Source organism: Streptococcus sp. DFI.7.26 (assembly GCF_022240605.1).
Classification (GTDB): domain Bacteria; phylum Bacillota; class Bacilli; order Lactobacillales; family Streptococcaceae; genus Streptococcus; species Streptococcus xiaochunlingii.
In genome coordinates this window covers 25010-41742 of record NZ_JAKOGN010000013.1, presented here as the reverse complement: position 1 = coordinate 41742, position 16733 = coordinate 25010, and the positions used below count along the sequence as shown (strand labels likewise).

At 40.5% G+C, this 16733-nt stretch carries 19 protein-coding genes; 18 read left to right on the top strand and 1 reads right to left on the bottom strand.

Annotation, left to right across the window (positions count from 1 at the left end; all coding sequences use genetic code 11):
• Positions 1 to 370: 370 nt before the first annotated feature.
• Positions 371 to 1456, bottom strand: coding sequence for a DUF6287 domain-containing protein (locus L0M85_RS08665; RefSeq protein ID WP_238656869.1), 1086 nt, complete (start codon positions 1454 to 1456; stop codon positions 371 to 373).
• A gap of 367 nt (positions 1457 to 1823) precedes the next feature.
• On the opposite strand from L0M85_RS08665, the gene L0M85_RS08660 reads away from it, so the two are divergent.
• From L0M85_RS08660 to ilvA, 18 genes are all read left to right on the top strand, one after another.
• Complete coding sequence (locus L0M85_RS08660) at positions 1824 to 2621, top strand: hypothetical protein (protein WP_238656868.1); 798 nt, start codon at positions 1824 to 1826, stop codon at positions 2619 to 2621.
• A gap of 476 nt (positions 2622 to 3097) precedes the next feature.
• On the top strand, positions 3098 to 3409 hold the full coding sequence (locus L0M85_RS08655; protein WP_154854532.1) for a hypothetical protein: 312 nt from the start codon (positions 3098 to 3100) through the stop codon (positions 3407 to 3409).
• Between the two features lie 177 nt (positions 3410 to 3586).
• Positions 3587 to 4033, top strand: coding sequence for a LytTR family DNA-binding domain-containing protein (locus L0M85_RS08650; protein ID WP_048788766.1), 447 nt, complete (start codon positions 3587 to 3589; stop codon positions 4031 to 4033).
• Between the two features lie 4 nt (positions 4034 to 4037).
• The gene (locus L0M85_RS08645) at positions 4038 to 4733 is read left to right on the top strand and encodes a hypothetical protein (RefSeq protein ID WP_125330080.1); all 696 of its coding nucleotides are present in this window, start codon (positions 4038 to 4040) and stop codon (positions 4731 to 4733) included.
• A gap of 118 nt (positions 4734 to 4851) precedes the next feature.
• Positions 4852 to 5040 (top strand): 50S ribosomal protein L28, encoded by a 189-nt coding sequence (gene rpmB, locus L0M85_RS08640; RefSeq protein ID WP_001140948.1) that lies wholly within the window; start codon positions 4852 to 4854, stop codon positions 5038 to 5040.
• Positions 5041 to 5195: 155 nt separating this feature from the next.
• Positions 5196 to 5561, top strand: coding sequence for an Asp23/Gls24 family envelope stress response protein (locus tag L0M85_RS08635; protein WP_006594986.1), 366 nt, complete (start codon positions 5196 to 5198; stop codon positions 5559 to 5561).
• A gap of 2 nt (positions 5562 to 5563) precedes the next feature.
• Entirely contained in the window at positions 5564 to 7228 is a 1665-nt protein-coding gene (locus L0M85_RS08630; RefSeq protein ID WP_223363915.1) for a DAK2 domain-containing protein, read from the top strand.
• Between the two features lie 161 nt (positions 7229 to 7389).
• Positions 7390 to 7959, top strand: a complete 570-nt coding sequence (locus L0M85_RS08625; protein ID WP_238656867.1) for an SP0191 family lipoprotein — start codon at positions 7390 to 7392, stop codon at positions 7957 to 7959.
• Between the two features lie 127 nt (positions 7960 to 8086).
• The gene (locus L0M85_RS08620; protein ID WP_023027681.1) at positions 8087 to 8278 is read left to right on the top strand and encodes a hypothetical protein; all 192 of its coding nucleotides are present in this window, start codon (positions 8087 to 8089) and stop codon (positions 8276 to 8278) included.
• Entirely contained in the window at positions 8275 to 8472 is a 198-nt protein-coding gene (locus L0M85_RS08615) for a hypothetical protein (protein WP_156676680.1), read from the top strand. The genes L0M85_RS08620 and L0M85_RS08615 overlap by 4 nt, the downstream gene beginning before the upstream one ends.
• Positions 8459 to 9376, top strand: coding sequence for an ABC transporter ATP-binding protein (locus tag L0M85_RS08610; RefSeq protein ID WP_156676679.1), 918 nt, complete (start codon positions 8459 to 8461; stop codon positions 9374 to 9376). Before L0M85_RS08615 ends, L0M85_RS08610 begins: the two co-directional genes overlap by 14 nt.
• On the top strand, positions 9345 to 10085 hold the full coding sequence (locus L0M85_RS08605; protein WP_156676678.1) for an ABC transporter permease: 741 nt from the start codon (positions 9345 to 9347) through the stop codon (positions 10083 to 10085). Before L0M85_RS08610 ends, L0M85_RS08605 begins: the two co-directional genes overlap by 32 nt.
• Positions 10082 to 11179, top strand: a complete 1098-nt coding sequence (locus L0M85_RS08600) for a sensor histidine kinase (protein ID WP_156676677.1) — start codon at positions 10082 to 10084, stop codon at positions 11177 to 11179. The genes L0M85_RS08605 and L0M85_RS08600 overlap by 4 nt, the downstream gene beginning before the upstream one ends.
• A gap of 1 nt (position 11180) precedes the next feature.
• The gene (locus L0M85_RS08595; protein ID WP_156676676.1) at positions 11181 to 11780 is read left to right on the top strand and encodes a response regulator transcription factor; all 600 of its coding nucleotides are present in this window, start codon (positions 11181 to 11183) and stop codon (positions 11778 to 11780) included.
• Between the two features lie 185 nt (positions 11781 to 11965).
• Positions 11966 to 13666, top strand: a complete 1701-nt coding sequence (locus tag L0M85_RS08590) for an acetolactate synthase large subunit (RefSeq protein WP_125330088.1) — start codon at positions 11966 to 11968, stop codon at positions 13664 to 13666.
• Complete coding sequence (ilvN, locus tag L0M85_RS08585) at positions 13659 to 14135, top strand: acetolactate synthase small subunit (RefSeq protein ID WP_006594976.1); 477 nt, start codon at positions 13659 to 13661, stop codon at positions 14133 to 14135. The genes L0M85_RS08590 and ilvN overlap by 8 nt, the downstream gene beginning before the upstream one ends.
• A gap of 67 nt (positions 14136 to 14202) precedes the next feature.
• The gene (gene ilvC, locus L0M85_RS08580) at positions 14203 to 15225 is read left to right on the top strand and encodes a ketol-acid reductoisomerase (RefSeq protein ID WP_006594975.1); all 1023 of its coding nucleotides are present in this window, start codon (positions 14203 to 14205) and stop codon (positions 15223 to 15225) included.
• 214 nt (positions 15226 to 15439) lie between these two features.
• Entirely contained in the window at positions 15440 to 16690 is a 1251-nt protein-coding gene (ilvA, locus tag L0M85_RS08575; protein ID WP_006594974.1) for a threonine ammonia-lyase IlvA, read from the top strand.
• Positions 16691 to 16733 lie beyond the last annotated feature (43 nt).

The following is a 16733-nucleotide window of genomic DNA, read 5'->3' as shown; positions in this document are numbered from 1 at the left end:
AGTAGATATTGTTCAGAAAATCCTTGATATTACGCTGTTTTTAGTCCAACTGAAATCCATACTTTCCAAACCAGGTCTTAAGAAAAAAGGTAGAGAAAAAGGTAGAGTTTGGATTCAAATACAATGCAATATATCGCATTTGGAAAAAAGAAAAAACGCTTGAAACAGCGTTTTTCTTATGTATTGATTCGTATTGAACCCCTATTTCACCTCTGTAAAAGTAGAATATCAGAATACTATAATCTAAATTTTCAAATGTTTACAATTGCTACTTGTTCATCAGTGACATATTAGTTAGAGAAAAAGGTAGAATTTGAAAAAATAAGTAAGTTCAAGAAAAGCAGCCAAGATTCAGAAAGTTATTGATTCCTTAGTCTATTTTGTAAAAAACTTCATCTGGATTTGTTGGTGGCACATGGCCTGCAATAAGTCTGTCCTTGCTTAAATCAGAATCAACCCATGGCATAGCAATGCCAGACGGATAAATGCTCATACTATATCCTGTATTACCTGCACTGATATTAAAGCCAATAATTCCACCATTTTTTACTTCCACTTTTGAAATCGTACCACTATGTACTAGACCATTTTTATCGAATACAAACTCCATTCCTTGGCCATTTTTCCATGTACCGGCTATACTAGAATAGTCTCCATTTATGATAGCTTGAGTATCAATTACTTGCGATTCAGAATATACTTCTTTCTTTTCCGTCACATTTTGTGTAGACAGAACAGCATCTGTAACAACCCAATATTGAAACTTCTCCGAATCTTCTATAATTTTTACAATAAAGGTAACAATTTGTCCTTCTTTCCATCCATAAGTTAGATTTTTATTAATTTGAATTTCTATACCAGCAATTGCAGCATTGCTAGCTTTAACTTTTATATTGTAGTAACTATTTAAAGAACTGAAATGACCATAATAATCTCCCCAATCTTCCTGACGAAACAGTTCCGCTGTAAATCGATAGAGTTGCCCAGTTTTTAATGTTCCATTATTCTCCATATCTCTAAGTTCTTCAGCTGTAGTATCAATAATATTAATCTCAGAAGACTTTGATGATGAGCTAGTTGTTGAAGAAGAGCTAGCCTTTGAAATACTGCTAGTTTTTGAAGTACTGCTAGTCAAGGAAACTTGCTCTGAAATATCAGTGTTTGCTGCTTTTATATCTTGTTTTTTATGATTAAACAGGAAAAGAGTAGCAAATACAACCAAGGCAGGTATAATGCTCACTAACATAAATAAAATCCAGTTCGGAACCGCCACTCCTGAACGTCTAACTATTACACTTTCATTATGATTATAAACTTCTACAGAGTCATTTAATTTAGGTTTAAAAGTCAATTCATGAATAGGCACAGTAATAGTTTGTCCTTCTTCAGAACTTCCAGTTTTAAAACCTATATAGACATCTTCTTCACTTATTTTAATTATTTTTCCTAATTTCATTTTTAACTCCCTGATACTTTTTTCCCAATATTCTTTCCTCTAATTATATCATACTGATTTCGATAATCTGTTCCCTTTCCCAAAACTATTTATGAATTTACTAAATTAAATAGATCACGCTAAACTAAACAAAATAATAATGTCTTTTACACATTCATAGAATTTTTATAGTATTCATAAAAATTTAAATTGCCGAATACTATATTGAAAATTTTAGAAAATACAGTGCACTTTATAAGTTTGGACTAAAAAATTTTAATAAAAAGACGTATTCATTAGTTAAAATTAGTGATATAATTAAGAAGCTAAAAACATTAGATATAAAAGAGATTACATTGTTTAAGGGAAGGAATAAATAATAACTATTATGGAATCTGTCAATAAAAAAATTTTTTGGTATTTTTTTGGTTTTATTTGTATATTCTACTTGTTAGGTTCTATGTTTCCTAATGTAGATTATAATAAAGATACAAATAAACAAAATGATAGATATACTAAAGATATACAACGTGTCACTAAGCTAGTTGAATCACTGGAAAATAACACAACTGATGATAAACTAAACTTAACACTAGAAGATATTTTGAAACTTGTTTCTGACGATAGCGAACTATCAACTGTTAAGAAAGAAATAGAAAAACTGAAAGATAAATATGAATATGATTATGAATACGCATATGATGACACAATTAGCGATTTATCAGACCGAGTAGATGCAGTAGAGTTAAAACTTAATAATCAGATTGAAGACACAAAACAAAACATTAAGGATAGGGAAGAACGAGAAGCTCTTGAAAAATCTCAATATAAAGAGAAAAATTATCAAGAAGAAACTAAAAAAGTGGATTTAGAAGCCTATTATAATGCTATTCAAAATGCAATAAATCAAGTAAATACAGAGGTCGGTTATAATTCACTCGAAATGGAAAAAACTTATGAGACTCCTGGCATTAGAATCACTCTCTCTGAAGATAACGCTTCATATTCTAACAATGAGCTTAGAGCAATCATCAATGCTTTAAATAAATCTCTATATAACATTGCTAAATCCTACGGAATCAATAGTCCTAGATTCTATTATACTTTAAGTGGTGAAGAAGTTGCTGTTAACCGTTATATAATGGCTCCAGATGAAGTTAAATTTTCCGGAGTATTAAAGCAGTAGATTGATAACGATACATCTTATTATGTATTACTGGGAACAAATTTAATTTTAATAAAATTGTTAATAGTACATTTTTCTGACACATTTAAACCCCTCCTTTCAGAAGATGATATGATTTAAAATTGACGACTATTTGTACCAAATTGTATTTCAAATCACTTTTATTCGAAAAAAATTTTTAATAAGAATCCCTTTATTTCAAGTATCTACTACTATTTTCTTCTATACAAAAATGAAGATTTTCTTGCAATTGGCATCAAACTACACAAGAAAAAGCCCCTTGTGACGGGCTTTTTTTGATGTTGAATCACTTTTTGTACCAATATACCGTCTAGTTCATTCATGTTCATATGACCAGATAGTCCGATAATTTGACCGCTTATCCAAATTTCCTTGTCACCCTTGCTTCTGTTTGTTATAGTAGGATTATCAAAAGAAGCCAGTCTTCTGATAAAATTACAAAAAGAGGTAGTATCATGAAAAAATTAATTGGGTTTGGATTTATCCTTGCAGCTCTCGCCGTCATCACCTTTAGTATCATTGGTTATCCGAAAATAGATGCCAATCTTTGGCCCTTGGTTCCAGTTGTCTTGTTTGCTTTCTTTACGCTTGAAAATGCACTCAAGAAAGACTACAAGTCTAGCTTGATTTGTGCCATCATTGGTTTTATCATTGCCAATGCCATCTATGATCTTCTTCCGATTTCAAATGGAGTCGTGATTACTGCGGGTGTCTTGGCTTGTCTTGGTCTTGGTTTTCTTTTTCCAGACGCACCAAAAGAAAAATAATGCTTCCAATTTTATTCGCTTCAGGGGCTTGGTATGAAGAGATTTCTTCAGACCAAGTCCTTTTTAGCTGTCTGAAAGAACCACTTAGGGGCTGAAAAGAACCACTTACCGAAAAGGACTTGTAAGATTTTGAACACCTGTTATAATGTTACTAACAAAGGTTAAGAAAGGAGTCCTATGAAAGTTCGCATCGAATTAGATCCGCAGATGGATGAGCCAGAAATGATCATTCGGGCTCCTCGATTGACGGAGGATGTCGCCCGCTTGCAACAGTTGATCTTGGAGCAAAAAATGACGCCCTTGACCTTTTACAAGGATCGAAGCGAGTACTTTGTAGATGTGTCAGAAATTCTCTTCTTTGAAACAGATGGTGAAAAGATCTATGGGCATACCAGAGAAGAGGCCTACGAGGTCCGTCAAAAACTCTACGAATTGGAAGAAATCTTGCCGATTGCTTTCTGTCGCATCTCCAAGTCGACCATCGTCAATACCAAGCAGATTTATTCCATCGAAAAATCTTTTTCGGGAACCAGTACAGTAAACTTCTATCAAACCCATAAGCAGGTACACGTGTCCCGACACTATTATCAACTCTTAAAAGAACGGTTAAAGGAAATGAGGTAACAAAATGAAAAATAAATTAATTGGGATTTTCTTAATCCTCCTAGCGGCTCTAGTTCTCTTACAAGGCTATTTTGTAAAATGGGAAATCAGTATTTGGACGCTGGCTTGGGTTGTTTTGCTAGCGGTCCTTTCCCTCTCAAGTTTTTTGAAGCGGCACTTTGGCTGGGGCTTCTTATATGGGATTTTGGCCCTTTTCTCCCTTAATGGCCAATATCATTTTCTTCCGGTATCCAACTCGGTGGTCATCTTTTCTTCTATTTTAGCGGTGATTGGTCTGAATATTCTCTTTAAGCCCTCTAAAAAAGCAAAAGCGACTTGGAACTCCTACTCAGCAGGATCATCTTCCCAAACTGCTGGCAATGACATCGATGTCTCCTTCTCTACAGTGACCAAGTATTTGAATGACCAGAATTTTACGGGCGGAAGTGCGGATGTGAGCTTAGGAGAAGCTTCTATCTATTTTGACAATTGCCGGATCGAAGGGCCGTCAGCTCAGTTTGCGGTGGATGTTTCCCTTGGAAGTTTGAGTCTCTATGTCCCGAGCGACTGGCGGGTTCATGTCAATGTAGAAAGTTCTCTGTCAGCTATCCAACACCAGGAAAATCCTAGCAATTTAACCAGCAAAGACTTTTACATCGTCGGAGAGGTCTCACTGGGGAACCTAGAAATCATCTATGTAGGTGAGAATTCCTTTTCATAAGCCGATCTAAGAAAAACTTATTCAAAGGTCTTGCCAAGAGAAAGTTTTTTTGGTAATATAGTACGGTATGTGGTGCTAGCACATCCGTAATATTAGATCTAATAGGAGGCAAAACAGAATGGCTAAAGTATGTTATTTTACTGGTCGTAAGACTGTATCAGGAAACAACCGTTCACACGCGATGAACCAAACCAAACGTGCCGTAAAACCAAACCTTCAAAAAGTAACTGTCCTTATCGATGGTAAACCTAAAAAAGTTTGGGCTTCAGCTCGTGCATTGAAATCTGGTAAAGTAGAACGCGTTTAATCAGAAATAAGGATCTCTTGGAGGTCCTTTTCTTTTTTCTTCATTTTTTCTCTTTTTGGACATTTGTATCAACCGATAGGAGAAAGATATATCCCTTTTACACGCGCCCTCTTTTATGGTAAAATAGAATATAAAATACTTTTGAGGTAGAAATTATGACAGTAAAAATCAATACAAAAGATGGTCAAATTGAATTGACCGATGATGTCATCGCAACTGTTGTAGGCGGTGCAGCCACTGAAATTTTTGGAGTGGTTGGAATGGCTAGCAAAAACGCGATTAAAGATAATTTCCAAGCTCTCTTAGGTAAGGAAAACTACTCTAAGGGTGTCGTTGTGAAAACAGCGGAAGCAGGAAGTATTGCGGTTGATGTTTACACTGTTTTGAGCTATGGTACAAAAATTAGCGAAGTCTCAAAAAATATTCAAGAGCGTGTCAAATTCAGTCTAGAAAATCAACTTGGAATCACAACGGATACAGTCAACGTCTATATCCAAAACATTAAAATTGTGGGAGAATAATCGTGTCTAAAATTACAACTAGTTTATTTCAAGAAATGGTCCAAGCAGGGGCTACTCGCTTAAATAAACAAGCCGAGTATGTCAATTCATTGAACGTTTTTCCTGTACCAGACGGTGATACTGGAACCAATATGGGGATGACCATTGAAAATGGTGCAAAAGAAGTAGCCGATCGCTCTGCTTCAACTGTTGGAGAAGCAGCAAATATCTTTGCGAAAGGGCTTTTGATGGGAGCGCGTGGAAACTCAGGAGTGATTACGTCACAATTGTTCCGCGGATTTTCTCAAAGTGTCAAAGACAAGGATGAATTGGATGGAGCAGCTCTTGCGGCAGCCTTTCAAGCAGGGGTTGAAGTAGCCTATAAAGCGGTAATGAAGCCTGTAGAAGGAACCATCTTGACCGTTTCTCGTGGTGCTGCCATCGGTGCCAAGAAAAAAGCAGAATCTACCAATGATGCTGTCGAAGTCATGCGTGCGGCCCTTGAAGGAGCTAAGACAGCTCTTGCCAAAACACCAGATATGCTTCCTGTATTGAAGGAAGTCGGTGTGGTGGACTCTGGTGGTCAAGGTTTGGTCTTCATTTATGAAGGGTTCCTATCAGCTTTGACAGGAGAATTTATCGCTTCTGAAGAATTTGTGGCGACTCCAGCAACCATGTCAGAAATGATCAACGCAGAGCACCACAAGTCAGTAGCAGGTCATGTGGCAACCGAAGATATCACCTTTGGTTACTGTACAGAGATTATGGTCGCTTTGAAACAAGGCCCAACCTATGTGAAAGACTTTGACTACGACGAATTCCGTAACTATTTGAACAATCTTGGGGATTCTCTATTAGTGGTTAATGATGATGAAATCGTCAAAGTCCATGTCCATACTGAAGATCCAGGTCTTGTTATGCAAGAAGGATTGAAATATGGTAGCTTGGTCAAGGTAAAAGTCGACAACATGCGCAACCAGCATGAAGCACAAGTTGAAAAAGAAGAGCGTCAAGCGAAACCAGCTGAAGCAAAAGAATATGCTATCATCGCAGTCGTTGCGGGTGACGGATTAGCGGATATCTTCAAAGCGCAAGGTGTGGATTACATCATCTCTGGTGGTCAAACTATGAACCCATCAACAGAAGACTTTGTCAAAGCTGTTGAAGAGTTGAATGCGCGCAACATCATTATCTTGCCAAATAACAAAAATATCTTGATGGCCGCTCAATCAGCAGCAGAAGTCATTGAACAACCTGCAGCTGTCGTAGAGACCAAGACCATCCCTCAAGGATTGACCAGTCTTCTTGCATTTGATGAGAGCAAGTCTATCGAAGAAAACCATGATCGGATGGCAGCAGCGATTGAAGATGTGGTGTCAGGTAGTGTGACGACAGCCGTTCGTGATACAACAATTGATGGCCTTGAAATCCATGAAAACGACAATCTTGGAATGGTCGATGGCAAAATCGTTGTTTCCAATCCAGATATGATGGAAACCTTGACAGCAACCTTTGATAAGATGTTGGACGAAGATAGTGAAATTGTTACGATCTATATCGGTGAAGATGGTCAAGAAGATCTAGCTAATGAGTTGGCTCAAAACTTGATGGCTAAATATGAGGACGTCGAAGTCGAAATTCATCAAGGAAATCAACCAGTTTACCCATATTTGTTTAGCGTTGAATAATCAAATAATTTCAAAAATAGCAGGAAAAAGAGCCAAAAAAATGATTTTTTGGCCCTTTTTTTGATAAAAAAAACTTTATGAAAGCGATTAGATAGGTGTTTTTAGACAATTTTTATTTGATATGTTATACTTTAGAAAAATAGAAATAGGAGAAAAAGCAAATGAAAAAGGTAATCTGCTTTTTAGGAGCTTTGCTTTTTGTGATGACGGGGTGTGCTACTAAGTCTCAGTCCACAAAAACATCAAAAAGCTCAACCACTACTTCGATAGAAAAAAGTGAAACTGTTACTAGTGAGGCAAAGGAAGAAACCAAAGTTCTCACTGCAGAAATCAATGGCAATCAACATCGCTACACCATCACGACAAAAGGTGATAAGGTTCAGAAATTAAAGTTAGATGTTTTATCAGCCTTGCCAGAAAAAATCGCCACTAATTCAGCTAATCTAAGTCCTGAAGAGATGACAAAAATTATTAATGAAGGCTTGCAGTCAGATTCAGAATACAAGGCTCTGAAAGACATGGCTGGCTTCAGTATCGAATATAAGGTCACTCCAGAGAAAAAATTAGCCTCAACGGTCTCTGTTGATATGGAAACTATTGATTGGGACAAGGTTAAAGACCTATCTTACTTTAAAGATCTTGGTATCGGTGACCTAAAAGACATCAAGGCATCGACTGTTTTCACAGGATTAAAACTCCACGGTTTCAAAGAAGAAACCCCAGCACCATAGGTTCGGACTCTTGTCCGGCCTTTTTTTATTCTCCATGACATTTGTCATGTCAGCCAGTGACAAAATCATCTAGTGGCCTGTTATTCCTTTCGCTATAATATAGTCAGAAAGTAAGAGGTAAGGAAAAATGAAACAATGGTTCTATAAAGTGTTTACGTTAACAGTGGTTGGGATGGTCGTCTATTTGATCTTTTCAAAGGACGATAGCCTCTATTACCATTTCCCTTGGGAATTGTTTGCCGGGATTGGCATCATGAGCTGGGCAGTCCAAGAAGGGCTAAAAATGGTCAAGGCTGTTAAAAAGGAGATGGAGCAATGAAAAAGAAACTTGAAATTGGATTGGTAGCTGCTCTGTGTTTGGTCCTTTGGGCAACAGAGGTTACGACGGGATGGTTTTCTGCCCATTTTCCTAGCTGGTTTTTCCAAACGGTTTGGGGAGTGACCTTGGTCGTCTATGTCATTATTCCAGCCGGCCAAGCCTGGTTGAAAGGAGAGCATCATGAGTGTCATTAGAGTTGAGAACTTGAAGAAAAGTATTAAAGGAAAAGTGATTCTAGAAGATCTCTCTTTCAGGGTTGAACGGGGAGACTGTTTGGCCTTGATTGGTCCTAACGGAGCAGGGAAGACGACCTTGATGAATTGCCTCCTAGGAGATAGGAAGGCAACTTCTGGAACCATTGAAATAGAGGGGAAAGCTCCTGGTCATCCTCAATTGAAGACTAGTATCTCTTATCTCCCTCAAGAGAATGCTATCGTGCAAAAGCTAACTGTGCAGGAACTGATCAGTTTCTTTCGCTCCATTTATCCTAATCCCTTAACGATCAATGAAATCGATGATCTATTGCGTTTTAGTCTAGAACAAAAGAAACAATTGGCCAGTAAACTGTCTGGTGGGCAAAAACGTCTCCTATCCTTTGTCCTGACCTTGATTGGTCGTCCCAGTCTTCTGTTTTTGGATGAGCCAACGGCTGCCATGGATACGTCCACTCGCCAACGCTTTTGGGAGATTGTCGGGGATTTAAAGGAACAAGGCGTCACCATTGTCTATTCTTCCCATTACATTGAGGAAGTAGAGCATACAGCTGATCGGATCTTGGTCTTGCATCAGGGACGTTTGCTTCGGGATACGACGCCATTAGCTATGAGAAGTGAAGAGGTAGAAAAACATTTTACCCTGCCTTTGCGCTACCAAGCTCTAGTGGCAGGGATGGACGGAATTGGTCAAGTGACGGTCAAACCTGATGCCCTCCAAGTTGTGACAGGCGATGCCAATCGTTTGTGGACTCGATTGCAAGAAGAAGGCTGTTCGATCCAAGAGATCGAAGTGACCAATCGAAGTTTATTGGATTCTATTTTTGAAAATACAAAGGAAGTAGGTAGAGAAGATGAAACGCATGAAAGCTCTCGGCGTGGTTGAGTGGCATTTGACCAGACGCCAAGCCATTTATTATTTATTATCAATAGGGATGCCCACGGCTTTTTATCTCTTCTTTTCAGGGATGTACCAGGATACACCAGGGGGACCCGCTCACTTTATGAGGGATTATCTCCTCTCCATGACGGCTTTTTCCATGATGTCTACGGCTATCTTTTCTTTTCCAACAGTTCTTGAAACCGATCGACTCAACAATTGGCAAAAAGTCTTGCGCCATACCCCGGTATCTATGGTAGAATATTATCTAATAAAGGTTGCGGGTCTCTTTGTAGACTTTCTCCTATCGATTGGGGTCGTCTTTACCGTGGGTCATGTGGTGCGGCATGTGAACATGTCTCTACAGGATTGGGTCTTAGCGGCCTTCCTTCTCATCCTAGGAAGTCTAGCTTTTGTAGCTATCGGTCTGGTCTTGACCTTGCTTCCTTCCAGTCAATTGATGTCGGTTGCGGGCAATCTCCTCTATATGGGACTGGCTGTTATGGGTGGCCTATGGATGCCCATTAGTGTCTTTCCAGAATGGATGCAAGCTATTGGCAAATGCCTGCCAACCTATCAATTGATGGAACTGATCAAGACCTTTTTAAACAAGGGGCAGGTTAATGTCTTTGCTAGTCTCTATTTAACCTTGTTTACCCTGGTCTTGTTTGTCCTTGTCATCTTTTATCGTCGTCATTCTGAGGTTCGTTCATGATTGAAAAACTAAAACGTATTCATTATATGTTTTACGCTAGCCTAGTCTTTATGGGATTCCCATTTATCTCTATTTTATTGGGTGAGGTTCCCTACTGGCACTTCTTTTTAGCCCTCTTGTTTATTGCTTCCTATCTAGGAATCTTGATTACTGAAAACAAAAAGCTGATCTGGATTTGTTGGTTGTACCTCCTAGCCTATGTAGCAGGAAATACTCTTTTTATTAACGCCAACTATTTTTGGTTTTATTTCTTCATCAGTAACCTGTTAGTCTATCACTTTGAGATTAGCAATTTTCGCTCTCCTTATCTTTGGACAGTTTTTCTATCGCAATTCCTACTTTTTGGAGTTATCTTTTTCAAACAGAATGCGATGGAGTATGAATGGGTATTTTTAATCATCATTTTCTTTTTTACCCATGCCATGACCTACGGCATGATTCGGATTCGGATGGTGGAAGAGTTGAAAGCTGACCAGGCCAAGCAAAATGCCCAGATCAATCTCTTGCTGGCAGAAAACGAGCGCCATCGGATTGGCCGTGATCTACATGACAGTCTGGGCCACACCTTTGCTATGCTCAGTGTCAAGGCAGACCTGGCTGATCAATTCTTAGCATTGGGTCAGGTTGAGAAGGCGCAGGAGCAGGTCCAAGAGATTCAAGCCATTAGTCAAGAGTCCATGCACCAAGTCCGAGAGATTGTGGAGAACTTGAAGCAGCGAACCCTGGCAAGAGAGCTGGAAACCGTCAAGCAAATGCTGGAAGTAGCTAAAGTCAAAGTAGAGATTCAAAACGAGCTCGATAGAGCTAGCATCTCGCCGGTCCTAGAGTCTGCTCTGGCCATGGTGTCTCTGGAACTAGCCACCAATATGATCAAACATGCCAAAGCGACGCAAGCCCTTCTCACTTATCGCTCTACCGAAACAGGGGTGGAAATGGTCGCAGAAGACAATGGTATCGGCTTTGATAAGGTCTCCGATAAGGACCTGCACTCGATCCGCGAACGGATTGCCTTGTTGGGAGGAGAGCTGGATATCAGTCATCAATACAAGCCGACCCGCATAGAAATACGGATCCCCTATCAAGAAAGGAAATAAGATGCGCTTATTAGTTGCAGAAGACCAAAGTATGTTGCGCGATGCCCTTTGCCAGCTCCTGCTTTTGCAAGAGGATGTAGAAGAAGTCTTGCAGGCTGGAGATGGGCAAGAAGCCATTCGCTTACTCGAAACCCATCCAGTTGATATTGCTATTTTAGATATTGAGATGCCTATCAAAACAGGACTAGAAGTGTTGGAATGGGCCAAAAGTCAACAACCCCAGCTCAAGGTTGTCATCGTTACCACCTTTAAGAGATCGGGTTATTTTGAGCGGGCCCTCAAGGCTGGAGTCGATGCCTATGTCTTAAAAGAACGTCGCATCACGGACTTGATGGGGACCCTGCATACAGTTTTGTCAGGGCAAAAAGAATATTCTCCTGAATTAATGGAGGGAATCCTAACCCATCCCAATCCTCTAAGCTCTCAGGAGCAAGCGGTCCTAAAAGAAGTTGCAAAGGGAGCTTCTAATCAAGAAATTGCTGATTGTTTGTTTCTCTCTAACGGGACTATCCGCAATTACATGTCGACTATTCTGACCAAGTTGAATGCAGAAAATCGGACCGAGGCGGCGAAGATCGCCCAAGAAAAGGGATGGCTATAAGCAAGCAAAGTTTCTAGGATTCCTAGAGACTTTTTTGATTGGATTGTTCTTTTTTAGGACAACTCTCATTAATCGGATTTGGATAGAAAATTCAGAAAATTTGTGATTTTTACTTGAATTATTTTCCAAAAATGGTATGATAGTAGCATGCTCATTTGATAATCAAAGAAACAGAAAGGAGAGACATGGAGAAAATTACCTTAGAAACTGCAAAGACAGGTTCAGAGCTTGTGCTAGAAACGCTTCGAGATCTTGGGATTGATACCATTTTTGGCTACCCAGGTGGAGCGGTTTTGCCCCTTTATGATGCTATTTATAGTTTTAAAGGGATCAAACACATTCTTGGCCGACATGAACAAGGCTGCTTGCATGAAGCTGAAGGCTATGCCAAATCAACTGGGAAGCTGGGTGTGGCCGTCGTCACAAGTGGACCTGGAGCAACCAATGCCATTACAGGGATTGCGGATGCCATGAGTGATAGTGTTCCTCTTCTTGTGTTTACTGGTCAGGTCAACCGTTCTGGGATCGGGAAGGATGCCTTCCAAGAGGCAGATATTGTTGGGATTACCATGCCGATTACCAAGTACAATTACCAAGTACGTGAGACAGCGGATATTCCACGGGTTATCACGGAAGCAGTTCATATTGCGACAACTGGGCGTCCAGGCCCCGTCGTCATTGACCTTCCAAAAGATGTCTCTGCCCTAGAAACTGATTATATTTACAATCCGGCCATTAACATTCCAAGTTACCAGCCGACTATTGAACCAAATGAATTACAGATTAAGAAAATCTTGAAGCAACTTGGCAAGGCTAAGAAACCAGTCCTCTTGGCTGGAGGTGGCGTCAGCTATGCAGAAGCGGCGGACGAATTGGTAGCCTTAGCAGAACGCTATCAGATCCCTGTGGTAACTAGTCTTCTAGGACAGGGGACGATTGCAACCAGCCACCCTCTCTTCCTTGGGATGGGAGGCATGCACGGTTCTTTTGCGGCCAACATTGCTATGACAGAAGCAGATTTCATGATTAGCATCGGTTGTCGTTTTGATGATCGTCTGACGGGAAACCCAAAGACCTTTGCGAAGAATGCCAAAGTCGCTCACATTGATATTGACCCAGCAGAGATTGGTAAAATCATTACAGTCGATATTCCCGTCGTTGGTGATGCCAAAAAAGCCTTAAAACAATTGTTAGCAGAGCCAGTGGTTCATACCAATACGGAGAAATGGGTTGAGAAAGTTACCCAAGATAAAAATCGGGTTCGTTCTTACGATAAGAAAGAACGCGTGGTCCAACCCCAAGCAGTTATTGAACGCGTGGGTGAGTTGACTAAGGGGGATGCCATCGTCGTGACAGACGTTGGCCAACACCAAATGTGGGCTGCTCAGTACTACCCGTACCAAAACGAACGGCAGTTGGTGACTTCTGGTGGTCTAGGAACCATGGGATTCGGTGTGCCAGCCGCCATTGGTGCTAAGATTGCCAATCCAGATAAAGAAGTCGTGCTCTTTGTCGGAGATGGTGGCTTCCAGATGACCAACCAAGAATTGGCAATCTTGAATGTTTACAAGGTTCCAATCAAGGTCATCATGCTCAACAACCATTCACTTGGAATGGTTCGGCAGTGGCAAGAAGCCTTCTATGATGGACGAACATCAGAGTCTGTCTTTGAAACCTTGCCAGACTTCCAATTGATGGCGCAAGCCTATGGGATTAAGAATTACAAATTTGATAATCCCGAAACCTTAGAGAAGGATTTGGAAGTTATTACCGAAGATGTACCAATGTTCATCGAGATCGACATTTCTCGGAAAGAGCACGTTTTACCAATGGTACCAGCTGGTAAGAGCAATCATGAGATGTTGGGGGTGAAGTTTAATGCGTAGAATGTTAACAGCCAAACTTCAAAACCGGTCTGGGGTTCTCAATCGCTTTACTGGTGTCTTGTCTAGACGCCAAGTCAACATTGAGAGTATCTCGGTAGGGGCGACAGAAAATCCCAATGTGTCACGGATTACTATTATCATTGATGTCGCGTCTCATGATGAAGTGGAACAAATCATCAAGCAACTCAACCGCCAGGTCGATGTGATTCGCGTTCGAGATATTACAGATAAACCTCACCTCGAGCGTGAAGTGATTCTGATCAAGGTCTCAGCGCCTGCAGAAAAACGGGCAGAATTGCTGGCCATTATCCAGCCCTTCCGCGCGACTGTGGTAGACGTGGCTCCAAGCTCCATCACCGTGCAGATGACAGGAAATGCAGAGAAGAACGAAGCTCTCTTGCGTGTCATTCGTCCTTATGGGATTAAGAATGTTGCACGGACGGGTGCAACTGGCTTTACCCGCGATTAAAGCCCACTATTCAAAATAGTTACTACCGCCTAAGAGGCAATAAAAATAGAAAAGAGAGAAAAAAACTATGGCAGTTCAAATGGAATACGAAAAAGATGTAAAAGTAGCAGCACTTGACGGTAAAAAAATCGCCGTTATCGGTTATGGATCACAAGGTCATGCCCATGCTCAAAACTTGCGTGACTCAGGTCATGATGTGATCATCGGTGTACGTCCAGGTAAATCTTTTGACAAAGCAAAAGAAGATGGTTTTGATACTTACACAGTAGCAGAAGCAACTAAATTGGCTGATGTCATCATGATCTTGGCTCCAGACGAAATCCAACAAGAATTGTACGAAGCAGAAATTGCGCCAAACTTGGAAGCTGGAAATGCTGTTGGATTTGCACATGGTTTCAACATCCACTTCGAATTCATTAAAGTTCCTGCAGATGTTGATGTCTTCATGTGTGCGCCTAAAGGACCAGGTCACTTGGTTCGCCGTACGTATGAAGAAGGATTTGGTGTTCCTGCACTTTACGCTGTCTACCAAGATGCTACAGGAAATGCCAAAAACATCGCTATGGACTGGTGTAAAGGTGTTGGTTCAGCACGCGTTGGTCTTTTGGAAACAACATACAAAGAAGAAACGGAAGAAGATTTGTTTGGTGAACAAGCTGTTCTTTGTGGTGGTTTGACTGCCCTTATCGAAGCTGGTTTTGAAGTCTTGACGGAAGCTGGATACGCTCCAGAATTGGCTTACTTCGAAGTACTTCACGAAATGAAACTCATCGTTGACTTGATCTACGAAGGTGGATTCAAGAAAATGCGTCAATCAATTTCAAACACTGCTGAATACGGTGACTACGTGTCAGGTCCACGTGTCATTACTGAGCAAGTGAAAGAAAACATGAAAGCCGTTCTTGCGGACATCCAAAATGGTAAATTTGCTAATGACTTTGTCAACGACTACAAAGCTGGTCGTCCAAAATTGACTGCTTACCGTGAACAAGCGGCTAACCTTGAAATCGAAAAAGTTGGTGCTGAATTGCGTAAAGCAATGCCATTCGTTGGAAAAAATGATGACGACGCCTTTAAAATCTATAACTAATGAGGTGATGGTGAAGTTGGGAGAAATCCCAACTTCTTTTTCATCAATAGAGAGATGATTTGGAAGTTTTTTTCAACCATTTAGCAGAATCTGTATGAAGAGACGTGCCATATCGAGCATTTTGGGTGATTTTTCTGAAAATTTGGAAAACACGCTGAAATTTTTGCAGTCTTTTGATATAATTAGATGAAATAAGGAGAAGAAGAGGAAGACCATGATAACATCGAAAGATATCATAAAAGCCCACAAGGTCTTAAAGGGTGTGGTTGTTGAGACTCCCTTAGATTATGATCATTATTTATCCGAAAAATATGGAGCAAAAATCTATTTAAAGAAGGAAAATGCGCAACGGGTTCGTTCCTTTAAGATTCGTGGAGCCTACTACGCAATTTCTCAGTTGAATGAGAAAGAGAGAGAGCGAGGAGTAGTCTGTGCCTCGGCGGGCAATCACGCTCAAGGAGTTGCCTACACCTGCCGGGAGATGAAAATCCCAGCTACCATCTTTATGCCTATTACGACACCTCAGCAAAAGATTAGCCAGGTTCGTTTCTTTGGTGGAGAGTACGTGACCATCAAATTAGTAGGAGATACTTTTGATGCTTCTTCTAAGGCGGCGCAGGAATATACCGAACTTAAAAACTGTACCTTCATTGATCCATTTGATGATGCCAATGTCCAAGCGGGTCAAGGAACTGTAGCCTATGAAATTCTAGAGGAAGCTAAAAAAGAGTCCATCGACTTCGATGCGGTGTTAGTACCAGTTGGTGGGGGAGGCCTCATCGCCGGAGTATCCACCTATATCAAGGAACAAGCGCCGGAAATCGAGGTTATTGGGATCGAAGCAGATGGTGCTCGGTCGATGAAGGCAGCCTTTGAAGCTGGAGGCCCGGTAAAACTCAAACAGATTGATAAATTTGCGGATGGGATTGCTGTTCAAAAGGTAGGCCAGTTGACTTATGAGGCAACGAAAAAAAATGTTGAGACCTTGATTGGCGTCAACGAGGGCTTGATCTCTGAAACCTTGATTGATCTTTATTCTAAGCAAGGCTTGGTTGCAGAACCAGCTGGAGCTGCTAGTGTAGCGGCTTTAGAAGTGTTGAGAGAGTATATCAAAGGGAAGACCATTTGTTGTGTGATTTCTGGTGGGAACAATGATATTAACCGGATGCCAGAGATGGAAGAGCGAGCTTTGATCTATGATGGTATTAAACACTACTTCATCGTCAACTTCCCGCAACGTCCAGGAGCTCTTCGAGAATTTGTAAATGATATCTTAGGACCAAATGACGATATCACGCGGTTTGAGTACATCAAACGAGCAAGTAAGGGGACTGGCCCAGTCTTGATTGGGGTTGCTTTGGCAGATAAGCATGACTATGCAGGTCTGATCAATCGGATTGAACAATTTGACCCTTCTTTCATTAACTTAAACGGAAATGAAACCCTCTATAACATGTTGGTATGATGGCTTCTTTAACAAAGAGTCACTTCAAAAAAGTAATAAAATA